At 69.0% G+C, this 16022-nt stretch carries 18 protein-coding genes; 9 read left to right on the top strand and 9 right to left on the bottom strand.

The window, feature by feature from the left end:
- The 7 genes from AC31A1_RS16030 to AC31A1_RS16000 all read right to left on the bottom strand — a co-directional run.
- Nucleotides 1–393, bottom strand: a 393-nt coding sequence (locus AC31A1_RS16030) for a Zn-ribbon domain-containing OB-fold protein (protein WP_489653969.1), incomplete at its 3' end; no start/stop codon positions are given.
- Nucleotides 390–1766 (bottom strand): cytochrome P450, encoded by a 1377-nt coding sequence (locus AC31A1_RS16025; RefSeq protein ID WP_489653968.1) that lies wholly within the window; start codon nt 1764–1766, stop codon nt 390–392. The genes AC31A1_RS16025 and AC31A1_RS16030, both read right to left, overlap by 4 nt.
- 37 nt (nt 1767–1803) lie before the next feature.
- Nucleotides 1804–1998, bottom strand: coding sequence for a ferredoxin (locus AC31A1_RS16020; RefSeq protein WP_363097681.1), 195 nt, complete (start codon nt 1996–1998; stop codon nt 1804–1806).
- 42 nt (nt 1999–2040) lie between these two features.
- Nucleotides 2041–3408, bottom strand: a complete 1368-nt coding sequence (locus AC31A1_RS16015; RefSeq protein WP_489653967.1) for an ABC transporter substrate-binding protein — start codon at nt 3406–3408, stop codon at nt 2041–2043.
- A gap of 39 nt (nt 3409–3447) precedes the next feature.
- Entirely contained in the window at nt 3448–4653 is a 1206-nt protein-coding gene (locus AC31A1_RS16010) for a CaiB/BaiF CoA transferase family protein (RefSeq protein ID WP_489653966.1), read from the bottom strand.
- On the bottom strand, nt 4650–6089 hold the full coding sequence (locus tag AC31A1_RS16005; protein WP_489653965.1) for an aldehyde dehydrogenase family protein: 1440 nt from the start codon (nt 6087–6089) through the stop codon (nt 4650–4652). Before AC31A1_RS16005 ends, AC31A1_RS16010 begins: the two co-directional genes overlap by 4 nt.
- On the bottom strand, nt 6086–6817 hold the full coding sequence (locus tag AC31A1_RS16000; RefSeq protein ID WP_317880892.1) for an SDR family oxidoreductase: 732 nt from the start codon (nt 6815–6817) through the stop codon (nt 6086–6088). Before AC31A1_RS16000 ends, AC31A1_RS16005 begins: the two co-directional genes overlap by 4 nt.
- Before the next feature lie 236 nt (nt 6818–7053).
- Between AC31A1_RS16000 and AC31A1_RS15995 the strand changes: the two genes are divergently transcribed.
- Genes AC31A1_RS15995 through AC31A1_RS15975 form a run of 5 tightly spaced genes read left to right on the top strand, consistent with a single transcriptional unit; the run spans nt 7054 to nt 11194 of the window.
- Nucleotides 7054–7758: an SDR family NAD(P)-dependent oxidoreductase gene (locus AC31A1_RS15995; protein ID WP_489653964.1), complete on the top strand. Its 705-nt coding sequence runs from the start codon at nt 7054–7056 to the stop codon at nt 7756–7758.
- A complete protein-coding gene (locus AC31A1_RS15990; RefSeq protein ID WP_489653963.1) occupies nt 7755–8381 on the top strand; it encodes a carboxymuconolactone decarboxylase family protein in 627 nt (208 codons plus the stop codon). Before AC31A1_RS15995 ends, AC31A1_RS15990 begins: the two co-directional genes overlap by 4 nt.
- Nucleotides 8382–8385: 4 nt before the next feature.
- Nucleotides 8386–9651, top strand: a complete 1266-nt coding sequence (locus AC31A1_RS15985; RefSeq protein WP_489653962.1) for an aromatic ring-hydroxylating oxygenase subunit alpha — start codon at nt 8386–8388, stop codon at nt 9649–9651.
- The gene (locus AC31A1_RS15980; protein ID WP_489653961.1) at nt 9638–9958 is read left to right on the top strand and encodes a hypothetical protein; all 321 of its coding nucleotides are present in this window, start codon (nt 9638–9640) and stop codon (nt 9956–9958) included. The genes AC31A1_RS15985 and AC31A1_RS15980 overlap by 14 nt, the downstream gene beginning before the upstream one ends.
- A 6-nt stretch (nt 9959–9964) precedes the next feature.
- Nucleotides 9965–11194: a metal-dependent hydrolase family protein gene (locus AC31A1_RS15975; RefSeq protein ID WP_489653960.1), complete on the top strand. Its 1230-nt coding sequence runs from the start codon at nt 9965–9967 to the stop codon at nt 11192–11194.
- A 31-nt stretch (nt 11195–11225) separates the two neighbouring features.
- Here the strand turns inward: AC31A1_RS15975 and AC31A1_RS15970 are convergent, their stop codons facing one another.
- Entirely contained in the window at nt 11226–11819 is a 594-nt protein-coding gene (locus AC31A1_RS15970) for a TetR/AcrR family transcriptional regulator (protein WP_489653959.1), read from the bottom strand.
- Between the two features lie 133 nt (nt 11820–11952).
- Between AC31A1_RS15970 and AC31A1_RS15965 the strand changes: the two genes are divergently transcribed.
- The 4 genes from AC31A1_RS15965 to AC31A1_RS15950 are packed head-to-tail and all read left to right on the top strand — an operon-like array spanning nt 11953 to nt 15163.
- Nucleotides 11953–12975, top strand: coding sequence for a zinc-binding dehydrogenase (locus AC31A1_RS15965; RefSeq protein ID WP_489653958.1), 1023 nt, complete (start codon nt 11953–11955; stop codon nt 12973–12975).
- 6 nt (nt 12976–12981) lie between these two features.
- Nucleotides 12982–13509 carry a nuclear transport factor 2 family protein gene (locus tag AC31A1_RS15960; protein WP_489653957.1) on the top strand — a complete coding sequence of 176 codons (528 nt, stop codon included), beginning with the start codon at nt 12982–12984 and terminating at the stop codon, nt 13507–13509.
- Nucleotides 13506–14327, top strand: a complete 822-nt coding sequence (locus AC31A1_RS15955) for an NAD(P)-dependent oxidoreductase (protein ID WP_489653956.1) — start codon at nt 13506–13508, stop codon at nt 14325–14327. Before AC31A1_RS15960 ends, AC31A1_RS15955 begins: the two co-directional genes overlap by 4 nt.
- Nucleotides 14328–14359: 32 nt before the next feature.
- A complete protein-coding gene (locus AC31A1_RS15950; protein WP_489653955.1) occupies nt 14360–15163 on the top strand; it encodes an SDR family NAD(P)-dependent oxidoreductase in 804 nt (267 codons plus the stop codon).
- Nucleotides 15164–15194: 31 nt separating this feature from the next.
- Here AC31A1_RS15950 and AC31A1_RS15945 read toward each other — a convergent pair whose 3' ends face one another.
- On the bottom strand, nt 15195–15986 hold the full coding sequence (locus tag AC31A1_RS15945) for an enoyl-CoA hydratase (protein ID WP_489653954.1): 792 nt from the start codon (nt 15984–15986) through the stop codon (nt 15195–15197).
- Nucleotides 15987–16022 lie beyond the last annotated feature (36 nt).

The following is a 16022-nucleotide window of genomic DNA, read 5'->3' as shown; positions in this document are numbered from 1 at the left end:
GAAGAGGGGCAGCCAGGCGTCCTCGACCTGTTCGAAGACGACCTCCATCCGCATGCCCAACTCCAGTTCGTCCGGGGCGCATTGGACGGCGTTGGTGGTGAGCCGGACCCGGGGGTCCTCCTCGACGGCGACCTGGGCCACGACGTAGGGCGCGGGCAGGCCGGGCAGGGCGAAGCGGTGGTTGACGGTGAAGCCGATCAGCGTCGCGCGGCCGGAGACGGCCCGGACGCCGATGTCGTGCCCGTGGCAGTACCGGCAGACCGGCTGCGGCGGGTGGATGAGGGCCGCGCAGGACTCGCACTCCGCCAGCCGCAGCCGGCCGTCCGCGCCGGAGGCCCAGAAGAACGCGTTCTCCTCTGTGACCAACGGCCCCGGGCGGGTTGGGGAGTTCATGTGCCGATCCGTGCCTTCGCCGTGCGGACGGTGACCGGTTCGGCGAGGCGCTGTTCGTCGCAGACCTTCTGGAGTTCGGCGAGGGTCTCGTCGAGTCCGGCGCCGAGCCGCTTGCCCGGCGTGAAAGCCGCGGGGAGGTGGCGCATGCCCTGGATGACGCCGATGGTCTCGTAGTGCACGGCGCCCTCGGGGTCGCACTCGTAGTCGGGCAGCCGGTCGAGTACGGCCGTGACCATCCGCTTGAACACCGTGCGGGCCACGTTGGAGCCGATGCAGCGGTGGATGCCGAGGCCGAAGCTGCTGTGCCGGTTGCCCTTGCGTTCCATGTCGATCGTGTCGGGGTCGGGGAAGACCGAGGGGTCGCGGTTGGCCATCGCCCAGGAGAGCCAGAGGCGTTCGCCCTCCTTGAACTCGGTGCCGGCGATCTCGCAGTCGGCGGAGAAGGTGCGTCCGTCGCCGGGGGCCGGGGTGTAGAAGCGCAGGAACTCCTCGGTGGCGGAGTCCAGCAGGGTCTTCCGGTCGCGGCTGAGCCGGGCGCGTTCCTCCGGGTTCTGCGAGAGCCATTCGAGGGCGTGGGCGGTGAGCGCGGTGGTGGTGTCGAAGCCGCCGCCGATCAACAGGGCGAGTACGCCGAGGAGTTCGCCGTCGTCCGGGGTGCGGCCGTTGAGGTCGGCGCGGACCAGCGCGTCCACCAGACCCGGTCGGGGCGTCTTGCGGATCTCCATGAGCTGGCCCATGAGGTCCATGCCCATCTTGCGGCTGAGGTCCAACACCCTTTCCCGGTCCGGGGAGTTGGGGGGTGTGTAGACGGAGGCGTGGGCCGGTTCGTTGTAGATGGTCCAGCGTTCCAGCGGGATGCCCATCATCGCCAGAGTGAGCACGGCCGGGACGATGTTGGCGAGGTCGTCGACGAAGTCGATGCGCCCGGACTCGATCTTCTCGTCGATGCTGGCGCGCACGATCTCGTCGACGAACGGGATCCAGCGCTGGATGGCCGCCGGCGACAGATACGGGTTGAGGGTCTGCCGGTAGTAGCGCTGGTCCGGCGGGTCCATCTCCAGGAAGCCGCCCTGGGCCTCCCGGGCGCGGGGCGGCGGGGGGATGGAGATGCCCTTGTAGCCGCGCCGTTCCCCTTTCACGTCATGGTCGTTGGAGAGGAACTCGGCGGACCTCGCGAGTTCGAAGACCTCGCGGTTGCCGCTGGCGACCCAGTGACCGCCGTGGGTCTCCGTCCAGGCGATCGGGCACTGTCCGTGCAGTTCGTGGGTGATGTCCTCGAACCGGTCGCGGTAGTCGGGTGTGTGCCGGTCGAAGTGCACCTGCGGGTGCTTGCGGCCGGCGTCGTCGTCGACGGCCGCGTCTTCCGTGGTCATGCGGAGTCCTCTCCTGCTCGGTGGATGAGGTGGGGGGTCAGGAGATGAGGGAGATCGCCCGCTCCGGACAGGACAGGACCGCCTCGCGGACGGCCGCCTCCTGGTCGGCGGGGACTTCTTCCTGGACGACCGAGGAGTGCCCGTCGATCTCGCTGAGTTCGAAGGTGTCCGGAGCGCGCATCGCGCAGAGCGTGTGGCCCTGGCAGCGCTCCGGGTCGACTCGTACCTTCACGGTCCTTCCTTCCTGCCGTGGTGAACGGGGGTGCGGGCGTGGCTACTTGAGGTCGGCGAGCGACTTGCCGACGTCGGCGAGCGTCGGCGGCTTGCCGTAGTTGCCCTTGTACTTGTAGGCGGGCGCGTCGCAGCGGTAGGCGCCGTCGGTCGGCTTGAAGTCGGCGGGGACCCAGCCGCTGGTGGTGGCCTTCTCCACGTTGAAGCACTTCACGGGCTCGTCGGGCTTGGTCAGGTTCACCGGGGCCTGGAGCCCTCCCCCGGTCCACTCGGTCTGCTTCTTGGCGTTGGCGAGGACACAACTGCGGGTCAGTTCCGCGCAGTCACGGGCCGAGGTGGCGAACAGCAGCCAGGTGGAGAAGGCGTGCACGGCGGGCAGGGTGATCTGTGCGTCGGGCGCGTACTTCTTGAACAGGGCGACCATCTCCTTGGTCGCCGGGTTGTCGTCCGCCTTCTCCAGCGGGTAAGTCCCGTCGATGCTCGCGAAGTTGGTCTGGGAGCTCAGCGCGGTGTCGGCCAGTTTGAGGAACGCGGGGCCGTAGGCGTTGTTGTTGGCGTCGACCCAGTCGAGCTTGTAGTCGATGTTGGTGAGCGCCTGCTCCAGCTTCGCCAGCTGGGTGAAGTCCCCCAGGAAGACAAGGCCCTTGACCTTCTTCGTCTTGATGGACTGGGCGTACGGCGTCCAGTCGGAGACGCCCTGCGCGGGGTAGAGGTCGGAGTAAGTGACCTTGGCGCCCATCGCCGTGAGGACTTCCTTGTCCTGGGCCGCGATGACCTTGGTGACGGGCACGTCTCCGGTGATGATGCCGACGCCGCTCGCCGACGACGGGTACGCCTCCTTGAGCAGCCAGGAGAAGTAGCCGGCGTAGGGCGCGTATCCGGACGAGGCGCCCTGGGTCATGACCTGGAGGTCGGCGCCGACCTCGGAGGTGACCTGTGCCGGGAACTCGGGGAGCAGGCACTTCAGGCGGGTCTTGACGCCGAGGCCGTCGAGGGCGGCGCCGCCGCCCACCTCGAAGAAGTCGGTGCGGCAGGCCGAGATCATCTGCTGGTTGACCTGCATGAGCTGGGCGTCGTGCGTCTCGGGCGTGATCTTGCGTCCGTTGATCCCGCCGGCGGCGTTGCACCAGGAGGTGAAGACCTTCGCCGCGTTCTCGAACTCCGGGTTCTTGGTGAACCCGACGTCGGAGAAGACGCCGACCTTGATGTCGGAGGCGGTGACGCCCTGACTGGTGACGGTCTTGGCCGTCCCCTTCCCGCACACGGACTTGAGCGTGCCGAAGTCCGCGGTGGCGGTGTCGGCGGCTCCGGTGGTGGAAGGGCTGCTGGTGTCCGCGGACTTGGTGCGGCCGGAGCATCCGGCCGCGGCCGCGAGGGCCAGGACGAGCGCGGGGATGAGCAAGCGTCTCATCGGTTCTCCTCGTTGAGAATGAGTCCCGCTGTCGGGTGATCAGGTGACCGCGCCCGCCGCCTTGAGCGCGATGATGCGGTCCCAGTCCAGGCCCAGTTCGAGGAGGATCTCCTCGGTCTGGGCGGCGAACTCGGGTGCGGGCCCGAGTTGTGGGGCGTGCACGTCGAACTGCACGGGGCTGGCGACCAGTTCGAGCTCTCCTGCGCGCAGGAGGTACTCGTTCGCTCTGATCTGCGGGTCGTCGCCCACTTGCAGGGAGTCCTGCACCGGGGCCCACGGCCCGGCCAGGGTGGTGAAGCACCTGCTCCACTCCGCGAGGGTGCGGGTGGCGATGACCTCACGCAGGATCTTGACGGCCTCGGCCGTGTGGGAAACGAGGTTCTCCGCCGTGTCGAAGCGGGGGTCGTCGGCGAGTTCGGGGCGGTCGATGTGCCGGCACACATCGGCCCAGAACTTGCCGGGCTGCATCATGACGAACGCCAGATGGTGGCCGTCGGAGGTCTCGTACAGCCCGGACAGGGGGTTGGTGACGGAGCCGTGGGTGCCGACGGGCGGCGGGATCCAGGGCTTGCCGAGGTGCAGGGAGAGCGCGGTGGCGTGGCCCATCGCCCACAGTCCGCTGCCGAGCAGGGAGACGTCCACGACCGACGGCTCACCGGTGCGCTCGCGTTTCAGGAGCGCGGCCGCGATGCCGCCGGCGAGGTTGGTGCCGGAGATGGTGTCGCCGTAGGCCGGTGACGGCGGGTTGACGATGCCGTCGGTACCGGCCGGGGTGATGCTCGCGGCGGTGCCGGCGCGGGCCCAGAACGCCGTCATGTCGTAGCCACCCTTCCCCGCCTCCGCTCCCCGCGGGCCGAAGGCGCTGCCCCGGGCGTAGATGATCCGGGGATTGACGCTACGGATGTCGTCGACGTCGATGCCGAACCGCTCCCGGTGACCGGGAAGGAAGCTGGTCAGGAACACGTCCGAGCGCCGGGCGAGGTCGTGGAGAACGTCCTTTCCCTCGGGGCGGGAGATGTCGAGGCCGAGGCTGCGCTTGCCGCGGTTGGCGTGCTCGACGTTGGGGTTGGGGTCGCCCTCGACGCGCATGGTGCCGGTCTGCCGCAGACCGCGTTGCGGGTCGCCGGTAACGGCGTGCTCGACCTTGATGACGTCCGCTCCCCAGTCGGAGAGGACGGCTCCCGCCGAGGGCACGAAGCCGTACATGGCGACTTCGAGGACGCGGATGCCTTCGAGCGGCATCATGACCGGACCACGACCGCGAACGCCTTGTACTCCAGGAACTCCTCCAGCCCGGCCACACCGCTCTCGCGGCCGATGCCCGACTGCTTGTAGCCGCCGAACGGGACGTCGGCGGCGAAGTAGTTGCCGCCGTTGATGCTGAAGGTGCCGGTGCGGATACGGCGGGCGAGGGCGATGGCCCGCTCGTCGTCGCCGCTCTGGATGCCGCCGGAGAGGCCGAAGATGGAGTTGTTGGCGATGCGGACGGCGTCGTCATCGTCGTCGTAGGGGATCACCACGAGCACCGGGCCGAAGACCTCGTCCTGGGCGATCTCGCTGTCCGGATCGACGTTGCTGAGCAGGGTCGGCTGGTAGAAGAAGCCGGGATCGATCTTCTCGCCTCCGGTGACGAGGTTCGCACCTGCGGCTACGGCCCTCTCGACCATGCCGTCGACCTTCTCGCGCTGGCGCTCGCTGATGAGCGGGCCCGCGAAGGTCTTGGGGTCGGCCGGGTCGCCGAGCGGGATACGGCCGAGGCCCGCCGCCACCATGGCGACGATCTCGTCGTGGTGCTCCCTGGGCACGAGCAGCCGGGAGGTGAGCGCGCAACCCTGCCCCGAGTGGGAGCAGATGGTGCCGGCCGCGAACATGGCGGCGGTGGCGAGGTCGGCGTCGTCGAGGACGATCATGGCGGACTTGCCGCCGAGTTCCAGGAAGACCTTCTTCACCGTGCGGCTCGCGGCCTCCATGATGCGGCGGCCGGTCGCGGTGGACCCGGTGAACGTGATCATGTCGACATCGGGGTGCGCGGTGAGCGTCTCGCCGACGTCGGCACCGGACGACGTGAGGACGTTGACCACGCCGGGCGGTATGTCCGTGTGCTCGGCGATGAGTTGACCGAGGAACAGGGTGGTCAGCGGCGTGTCCGGGGCGCCCTTGAGGACGACCGTGCAGCCGGCCGCAAGCGCTGGGGCGAGCTTGGCCAGGGCGAGTTGGTTCGGGTAGTTGTAGGCGATGATCGCCGCGACGACCCCTGCGGCCTCCTTCTCCACCCAGCGCCGGTGCCGCTGGCCGCGGCTCTCGGACTCGCCGAGTTCCTCGGTCAGCGGGTACTTGCGCAGCAGGTCCGCGTAGTAGCGCACCAGCTTGACGGGGTCGTCGAGTTGAGGGCCGTAGGTGAGCATGCGGGGCGCGCCGACCTCGGCGATCGTGAGCTCGCGCAGCTCCTCGACGTGGTCGGTGAGTGCCTGGTGCAGCTGGTCGAGACAGCGGATGCGCAGCTGTACGTCGGTGGACCAGGCGGTGGTGTCGAAGGCGGTGCGGGCCGCTGCTACGGCGGCCTCGGCCTGGGCGGTGGTGGCGTCGGGCGCGTGGCCGTAGACCTCGCCGGTCGCGGGGTTGAGGGAGGGGAACGTCCGCTCCCCGTCGACGAGTTGGCCGTCGATGAGCAGTCGGGTCACAGCCGCACCACCTGTCCGCCGTCCACGCTGATGGTCTGGCCGGTGAGCCAGCCCGCGTCGTCGGAGAGCAGGAACAGCACGGTGGGGGTCAAGTCGCCGGGCGTGCCCATCCGTTTGATGGCCAGGGCCTGGGTCATCCGCTCCTGGAACTCGACCGGCACGACGGTGGCCGTGGCCTCGGTGTCGGTGGGGCCGGGGGCGATGCCGTTGACGCGGATGCCCCGGCCGCCGAGTTCGGCGGCGAGCGAGGCGGTGAGGTGGTTGATGCCGATCTTGGCCAGGCCGTAGTAGCCGCTGGCCATGTAGGCGGCGGCGGACGACTGGTTGACGATCGCGCTGCCCTCGGTCAGGTGCGGGACGACGGCCCGGGTGACGTACAGGGCGCCCATCAGGTTCACCTGGATGAAGCGGTTGAGGTAGTCGAGGTCGACGGTGGTCAGGCCCTCGCGCCGCATGCTGTGGTAGATCGCGGCGTTGTTGATCAGGTAGTCGATGCGGCCGAACTCGGCGACGGTGGCGGCGGCCAGCGCGTCGGCCGAGGCGGGGTCTCCGACGTCGACCTTGACGAAGAGCGCGGAGTCCAGTTCCTTGGCGACCCGCTGCCCCTGCTCCTCGTTGATGTCGGCGACCACAACCCGTGCTCCCTCGGCGGCCAGCGCCCGGGCGTAGTCCTCGCCGATTCCCTGTCCCGCTCCGGTGACGATCGCCACCTTGTCCTGGAACCGCATCCTGTTCTCCTCGCATGGATGGGCGGCTTGCTCCAATGAAGCGGAAACTACATTCTCCTTATACGCGAATCAACCATCCGGCAGCGAGAATGTCATCCTGACGACTTGCTGACAGACCCACGGAGAGCGGCGAACAGCCCCCGCCTGCGCGGGACTTCCGGAAGCACCGGAGACGAGAATATGCTTCTCAGATCTGGAAGGGAGATTTTCATGATCGAGACGAAGGGGGTTCCGGCATGAGGACAGCCCTCGTCACAGGCGGCGGCTCCGGCATCGGACAAGCCATCGCACAGCGCCTGGAGGCCGACGGTCTCCAGGTCGCCACCCTCGACCTCAACCCGTCCGACAGGGGCTTCTCCCGGAAGGCCGACGTCTCCGACCGGGCCCAGGTGGACGAGGCGCTGGCCGAGATCCGGGAGCAGCTCGGCCCGGTCACGGTCCTGGTCAACGCGGCCGGCATGGAGGGCTACAAGCGCTTCGCCAACCTCACCTTCGAGGCCTGGCAGCGGGTCATCGACGTCAATCTCCACGGCGTCTTCCACTGCGTCCAGGCGGTGTTGCCGGACATGGTGGAGGCCGGCTGGGGCCGGATCGTCAACATCTCCTCGTCCAGCGCGCAGTCCGGCCAGCCCTTCATGACGCACTATGTGGCCGCGAAGTCGGCGGTCAACGGCCTGACCAAGGCGCTGGCCCTGGAGCTGGGTCCGCAGGGCATCACGGTCAACGCGGTCCCGCCCGGCTTCATCGACACGCCCATGCTGCGCCGCTCGGAGGAGCGCCGACTGCTCGGCGGAACGGTCGAGGAGCACATCCAGCGCACTCCGGTACGGCGGGTCGGGCGCCCGGAGGACATCGCCGCGGCCTGCGCCTTCCTCGCCTCCGATGAGGCCGGTTACATCACGGGCCAGATCCTCGGCGTGAACGGTGGGCGGAACACGTGAGCGAGCACGGCCGGCACGACGAGGACGGCAAGACGGCCACCGGGCACGGAGGGACCGCCGGCGGGAATGACGTCCGCATCCCCCCGGTGCCGTACGACGACTGGGACCACGACCTGTTCTCGGTCATCAACCCGCACCGGAAGCTGCCGGAGGCCAACGTTCTCGGGATCTTCCAGCGGCATCCGGCCCTGGCCCGGGCGTTCCTGACGTTCAACATGCACCTCAACACCACGACTCTGCCGGTGCGCGTCCGCGAGCTGGCCGTCCTGCGCGTGGCCTGGCGGCGGGCGAGCAGGTACGAGTGGGCGAGTCATGTCCTGATCGGCCGGAAGGCCGGGGTGACCGAGGCCGAGATCGACGAAGTCCGCACGGGTGCCGACACGTTGCTCAACCGGGCGGTGGACGAACTGGACACCGACTCGGGCCTGTCGGACGCGACCTACGCGGCGCTCGCCGCCGACCTGGACGAACACCAGCTGATGGACCTGGTGTTCACCATCGGCGCCTACACGATGCTCACGATGGCCCTCAACACCTTCGGCGTGGAACTCGACCCTGCGATCTCGGAAGAGAACTTCAGTTTCCCCAAACGAGAATGGTATTCTCACAAGCGAGAGGGGTGATCCTATGCCACACTTCGCCAAGCCCGAGGCCGGGAGCTGGACCGAGAACTACCCCGAGCTGGGCACCAGCCCGGTGAACTACGAGGACTCCATCGACCCCGCGTACTACGAGGCCGAGAAGGAAGCGATCTTCAAGAAGACCTGGCTGAACGTCGGCCGGGTCGAGCAAGTGCCCAAGGTCGGCAGCTACTTCACGAAGGAGCTCGCCGTCGCCGACACCTCACTGGTGATCGTGCGGGGCAAGGACAAGGAGATCCGCGCCTTCCACAACGTCTGCCGCCACCGCGGCAACAAGCTCGTGTGGAACGACTACCCGGGCGAGGAGGTCAAGGGCACCTGCCGCCAGTTCACCTGCAAGTACCACGCCTGGCGCTACAGCCTCGACGGCGATCTGACCTTCGTCCAGCAGGAGAAGGAGTTCTTCGACCTGGACAAGGCGGACTACGGCCTGAAGCTGGTCCGCTGCGAGGTCTGGGAGGGATTCGTCTTCGTCAACCTCGACCCCGACGCCCAGCCGCTCAAGGAGTACTTGGGCGAGTTCGCGAAGGGCCTGGAGGGCTACCCCTTCCACGAGATGACCGAGGTCTTCACGTACAAGGCGGAGATCGGCAGCAACTGGAAGCTGTTCATCGACGCCTTCGCCGAGTTCTACCACGCGCCCGTCCTGCACATGAAGCAGGCCGTCAAGGACGAGGCCGACAAGCTCTTCAACGTCGGGTACGAGGCGCTGCACTACGAGATCCACCCCCCGCACTCGATGATCTCGTCCTGGGGAGGCATGTCCCCGCCCAAGGACCTGACCATCGTCAAGCCGATCGAACGGGCCCTGCGCAGCGGCCTGTTCGGGCCGTGGGAAGCGCCCGACATCGAGGGCCTGGACAATCTGCCGACGGGCCTCAACCCCGGCCGGCACCGCGCGTGGGGCAACGATTCCTTCGAGTTCTTCCCCAACACGACCCTGCTGATCTGGAAGCCCGGCTGGTACCTGACGTACCACTACTGGCCGACGGCGGTCGACAAGCACCTCTTCGAGGCCAACCTGTACTTCGTGCCCGCCAAGACGGCGCGCGAGCGGCTGAAGCAGGAGCTGGCGGCGGTGACGTTCAAGGAGTACGCGCTCCAGGACGGCAACACCCTCGAAGCCACCCAGACGATGCTCAAGAGCCGGGTCGTCACCGAATTCCCGCTCTGCGACCAGGAGTTGCTGCTCCGCCATCTGCACAAGACGGTCGCCGACTACGTCAAGGAGCACACCGATGCTGCCCAGTGAGTTCGCGGTGCTCGAACCGTTCAGCGAGTGGGTCCTGGAGTCCGAGCGCGAGCGGTACAGCAAGCGCCTGGCCAGCTCCATGGAGGAGATGCAGGCCTTCTACGACGCCGCGTTCCCGCTCCTGGAACAGGCCTCCGACCACCTCGACAAGTTCCCGCTCGCCGAACTCCCGGAGCAGGAGCGCAACTTGCTGCTCCTGATGTTCTCCCTGGTGAACGTGTCGTTCCCGGTCGAGGTCTGGAAGCAGGCCCGGGTGCCGGACAGCGGGGCCGCCTATATGGACCTCGTCGTCGAGCCGAAGGTCTGACCGGTCGTGCTCACGCTCAAGGCGGCGCGTGTACTGCATGTGGAGACGGGCGAGGTCGAGTCGTCGGGCCTGATCACGGTCGAGGGCGACCGCATCGCGCACACCGGCGGCGCGGGCGAGGGTGCCGGCGAGAGCGAGGTTCTCGATCTCGGCGATGTGACTCTCCTGCCCGGTCTCATGGACATGGAGGTCAACCTCCTGATGGGCGGCCGGGGAGAGACGCTCGCGTTCTCCCCCGTCCAGGACGATCCCCCGCTGCGGATGCTCCGCGCGGTGGGCAACGCCCGGCGGACCCTGCGCGCGGGGTTCACCACGGTCCGCAACCTCGGCCTGTTCGTGAAGACGGGCGGGTATCTGCTGGACGTCGCGCTGGCCAAGGCCATCGACGCCGGCTGGATCGACGGCCCGCGCATCGTGCCCGCCGGACACGCCATCACGCCCACCGGCGGGCATCTCGACCCCACGATGTTCGCCGCGTACGCCCCCGGAATCATGCCTCTCTCCCTGGAAGAGGGCATTGCCAACGGTGTCGACGAGGTGCGCAAGGCCGTCCGCTACCAGATCAAGCACGGGGCACGGCTCATCAAGGTCTGCGCGTCCGGGGGCGTCATGTCCCACACCGGCACCCCTGGCGCGCAGCACTACTCCGACGAGGAACTGCGCGCCATCGTCGACGAGGCCCACCGGCGCGGACTGAAGGTGGCGGCCCACACCCATGGGGCCGAGGCCGTCAGGTCCGCGGTGGAGGCGCGCATCGACTGCATCGAGCACGGTTTCCTGCTCGACGACGACACCATCGCGCTGATGGCGGAGCGCGGCACTTTCCTGGTGCCGACCACCGCTCTCATCGACGGGATGGACATGTCCCATGCCGCGCCCGAGCTGAAGGAGAAGGCCGCCGAGATCTTCCCCCGGGCGAAGACGGTGGTGGCCAGGGCCGGCAAGGCGGGTGTCCGCATGGCGCTGGGCACGGACGCACCGGCGATTCCGCACGGCCGCGGCGCCCAGGAGCTGATCGCCCTGGTCGACCGCGGGATGACTCCCCTGGAGGCGCTCCAGGCGGCGACCGTCAACGCGGCGGAGCTGATCGACGCCGACGACAGGGGCCGTATCGCGGAAGGACTGCTCGCCGATCTGATCGCGGTGCCGGGCAATCCGCTGGAGGACGTCTCCGTGATGGCGGACGTCCGGTTCGTGATGAAGGGCGGGAAGGTGTTCCGGGACGAGCGCCGGTGATATCAACGCCCAGGCCGGGAACGGGAGTTGATCACGCCGGCCCGTCGAGGGGCCGTAGCATCCGCAGGATCATGTCGACCGTGCGCTCGACGGGGCGATTGCGGGCCGTGACCGTGGACAGGAGAGTGCGGGTCAGTACGGCGCCGAGGAGCATGTCGAAGACGTCGTCCGGGTCCACGGCGGGGTCGACGGTCCCGGTCGGCGCGGCGCGCAGGATGTCCTGGAACTGCGGTCGCGCCGACACACGCAGCAGCATCTCCGGCGGCCGGGGACGGCTCGACGTCTGGGAGTGCGCGAAGAGACCGGCCGCGGCGGCACGGGCCGCGGGGGCGCCGAAGGCCGCCGAGTAGGCGCGGACGAACCGGCGTAGATCACGGCGGAGGTCTCCCGTCGGGCGGACGCTCAGCGGGCTGAGCCCGGGGAACGTGGCCTCCTCGATCAGCTCGATCCGGGACGGCCAGCGGCGGTAGATGGCGGAGGCGTGCACGCCGGAGTGCTCCGCCACCGCCTGGATCGTCGTCGCGTCGAAGCCGCGCTGGACGAGGAGTTCGCGCGTTGCCGCGAGGGCCCGTTCGTTGATGCTCGTGTCCCGTGGACGGCCCGGGGCGCGGCGCGGTTCTGCCATGCCGTGATTGTAATGACCGGGCTGGGTCCCGGTGGTGCCGTGTTCTCTCAATTACAGGAGACCACCTTCTGTAATTACCTCTGTGTGGCTACAGTCCGAAGGGGACGGACTTCGGAGTGCGGAGGAGAGTCTGATGCGTGCTGCTGTGCTGCGGGGCGGGAGCGTCGAGGCGCGGACCGTCGACGATCCGGTCCCTGGACCGGGCCAACTCCTCGTCCGCTCGCTGGCGTGCGGGACCTGCGCCTCGGATCTGCACTTCATGGACCATCCGGAGGCGGGCGTCGACGACGACAGCGGGATGTCGACGTACGACCAGGACGTCGACATCGTGATGGGTCACGAGTACTGCGCCGAGGTCGTGGACCACGGCCCCGGCGCCGAGCGCCGGATCCCGGTCGGGACGCGGGTGAGTTCGCTGCCCGTGCTGGCCACCCCGGGCGGTCGCAGGATCATCGGCCAGAACCCCGAATCACCCGGCGGATTCGGGGAGTTGTTCCTGCTGACCGAGGCCGTCACCCGGGTCGTGGTGTCGGACCTGCCGAGCGAGGTCGTATGTGTCGCCGACGCGATCTCGGTCGGCTGGTCGACCGCGTCCCGCGCCCGGCTGACCGCGAGCGAGGCACCGTTGGTCATCGGCTGCGGCGCCATCGCTCTGTCGGCGATCGGCCGCCTCAAGAACCTCGGCGTCGGTCCGATCGTCGCCGCCGATCTCGTGGCGTCGCGTCGCGCGACCGCCCTGGCCATGGGCGCCGACGTGGTCGTCGACCCGGCGGTGGTCTCGCCGTACGAGGCGTGGCGCAACGCGGCCGGTCGTCAGGCGAGTTGTGTCGTGTTCGAGTGCGTCGGTGTCCCCGGCGTCCTCGACTCGATCATCAAAGGGTGCGACCGCGGTACCCGGATCTTCTCCGTCGGCGGTCCGCCGGAGGGCGACCATCTGCACACCCTGACCGCGAAGCGGAAGGGCATCAACATCCAGTTCGGGGGCGGCCCGTCGATGGACCACTGGGACGAGGCGTTCCATGCGGTCTGCTCCGGCGGCCTCGATGTCGGGCCGATGCTCGGCCACACCGTCGGCCTCGGCGGGGTGCCGGCCGCGCTCGACGCCGCACGGGACGCCGACGGGCCGGCCCGCATCATCGTCGTACCAGGGAGCTGAACGCCCATGAGCGAGACCGACGAACTTGCCCAACTGCGCGCCACCATAGAGTTGTTGGCGGCGAAGGTGCGCGCCTTGGAGGACCAGTCCGAGATCACGCAGCTCGTCGCCCAGTACGGGCCCGCGGTCGACAGCGGTTCAGGTGAGGCTGCTGCCGCCCTCTGGACCGAGGACGGCGTTTTCGACGCGATCCCCCACCTGCGGATGGAGGGCCGGGACGGCATCGTCGGCATGGTCCACGGCGCCGGGCACCAGAGCGTGATCCACAACGGCTGCGGTCACGTGCTGACCGCGCCGCACGTGGTCGTCGACGGCGACCACGCGACCGGCCGCAGCCATGCGCTCCACCTGCGCTGGGATGCCGACGCGGGCCGGTTCTGGGTGTTCCAGGTCTCGGCCAACACTTGGCGCTGGGTGCGGACTTCGGAGGGCTGGCGCATCGCCGAGCGGGTCAACGCCAACCTCGACGGCACCGAGGGGCCACGCGCGATGCTGGCGCCGACTTCCACTTCCCCGTCCTTGGAGGAGAGTTGAGGATCGGGTTCATCGGGGCGGGTCGCATGGGGCAGCCGATCGTCGAGCGCCTGGCCGCCGCCGGGCATGACGTCACCGTCCACTCGCGCCACCCGGAGAGGCGCGCCATCGCCCGTGCGGACGGGCCGAGTTGGGCCGCGACGATCGAGGAGACCGTGCGCGACGCCGACGTGGTGTTCGTCGTCGTACTGACGGACGAGCAGGTGCGGTCGGTGTGCCTCGGCCCTCACGGTGCCATCGCGGCCATGACGGCGGGGGCGACGCTCGTCCAGCACACCACGTCCGATCCCGGGACCGCCCACCTGCTCTTCGAGGCGGGTGCGGAGCGCGGTGTCGGGGTGCTGGACGCGGCGCTCTCGGGCGGGCCGCACGACATCGCCGCGGGCCGCCTCACCCTGTGGGTCGGCGGGGACGAGGCGCAACTGGAGGAGATGCGCCCGCTGTTGGAGGCGTACGCCTCGCCGGTCATGTTCGTGGGACCGGCCGGGAACGGTCAGCGGGTCAAGCTCGTCAACAACGCCCTGTTCGTGGCGCAGGTCGGTCTCGCCGTCGACGCGGTGCGGGTGGCGGGGTGGCTGGGCATCGACGAGAAGGTGATTCTCGCGGCGCTGCAGCACGGCAGCGGTGCCAGCCGGGCGCTCGGTGTCGTCGCCGGTGGCGGGTCGGTCGACTCGGTCGCGGTGCGGCTGGCGGACCTGATGAGCAAGGACGTCGCCGTGGTGCGTGAGGTGGCACGCAGGACCGGTGCCGACCTTGGGATCATCGGGACGGTGCTGTCGTCGGACGCGGTCGAGAAGAAGGTTCTCCGTTCGTCCTGAATGATCCGCATGAGCTGAATGAGGAGTGTGAAGTGACCGAATCCCTCACCACCAAGTACGGGCCGTGGGGTCTCATCGCCGGCGGGTCGGACGGGGTGGGTGCCGCGTTCGCCCACCGGCTGGCGGCCCAGGGGATGAACGTCGTACTGGTGGCCCGGCGCCTGCCCGTGCTGGAGGCGTCCGCCGACGAGATCCGCGCGCGCCACGGCGTCGAGGTCCGCCCGGTCGCCCTGGACCTCAGCTCCCCGAGTGCCCTGGCGGAGTTGGAGAATGCGACCGCGGGCCTGGAGGTCGGACTCTTCGTGTACAACGCGGGCAGCGACGACCGCAGAGTGCCGTTCCTCGACAAGGACCTCGACACCCATCTCGGGCTGGTGCGGCGCAACTGCACGGCCGTACTCGAAGCGGCCTACCGTTTCGGTGGCCCGATGGTGGCGCGCAAGCGCGGAGCCGTGGTCCTGGTGACCTCGGGCGCCGCGTGGGCGGGTGGCGCCACGCTCGCCGCCTACGGCGCGTCGAAGGCGTTCGACCTCATCCTCTCGGAGAGCCTGTGGGCGGAGTGGCAGGGCAGCGGGGTGGACGTCCTGGGGCTGGTCCTCGGCAGGACCGACACCCCGTCCCTGCGCCGGACCGAAGGCGTCCAAGGGGGTTCCTACGGTCGCGACTTGGCCGATCCGGACGACGTGGCGGCCGAGGCGCTCGACCATCTCTCCGACGGTCCGACCTGGATCTGCGGCAGCCCCACCCCGACGGGCGGTTCACCGTTCGGGGCGCTGAGCCGCCGCGACGCGGTCCTGGCGATGAGCCGGGGCGCGACCGCGCACAAGGAGCAGTGACGGTCCCGGCCCGGCCCATCGGCCCGGCGGACTACTGGCCCTTGATGCGTTCCTTCATGGCGTCGAGCTGCGTGAGAATGGGATATCCGCTCACGCTCAGCGCGTTCCCGTGTCCCGTCTCATGGATGTCGAACACGGACTGGATGGCGGCGTAGAAGCCCTGGACGTCGAGGCTCTGGTTGACGGCGCGCTTCGCCTGACGAAGGCCGAAGGACGGCATGCGGGCGATCTGATGAGCCAACTCCAGGGCCTCGGTGACCAGTTGGTCGAGCGGCACGACCTTGTTCACCATGCCGACCTTCTCCGCCTCCTCGGCGGTGACGGCGCGTCCGGTGAAGAGGATCTCCTTCGCCTTGCGCGGGCCCAACTCCCAGGTGTGGCCGTGGTATTCGACTCCCCCGATGCCCATGTGCACGACGGGGTCGGAGAATTCGGCGTTCTCTGCGGCCACGATCAGGTCGCAGGGCCAGCAGAGCATCAGTCCGCCCGCGATGCACTTGCCCTGCACGGCGGCGATCGTCGGCTTGGGCACGTTGCGCCAGCGCAGGGTGTACTCCAGGTACCGGCGGGTCTCGGCGCTGTAGATCCACTCCAGGGTGATCTCCTTCGGCGCCGGCCAGCGGTCCTTCAGGTCGTGTCCCGACGAGAAGTGCTTGCCGTTGGCCTTCAGGAGAATGACCTTCACGTCCTCGTCGGCCGCGGCCCGGCTCCAGGCCGCGTCCAGGGTGTCGAGGAGCTCACTGTTCTGCGCGTTGGCTACCTCGGGCCGGTTGAGGGTGATGATCCCCACCCGGCCGTCGACCTCGTACAGGATCTCGTCCATGCGTCTCGTCCTCTGTCGGCTCTGGGATGTCGGCTC

It is taken from the genome of Streptomyces sp. P5F9 (assembly GCF_057961495.1).
This window is presented reverse-complemented; position numbering and strand designations above follow the sequence as displayed.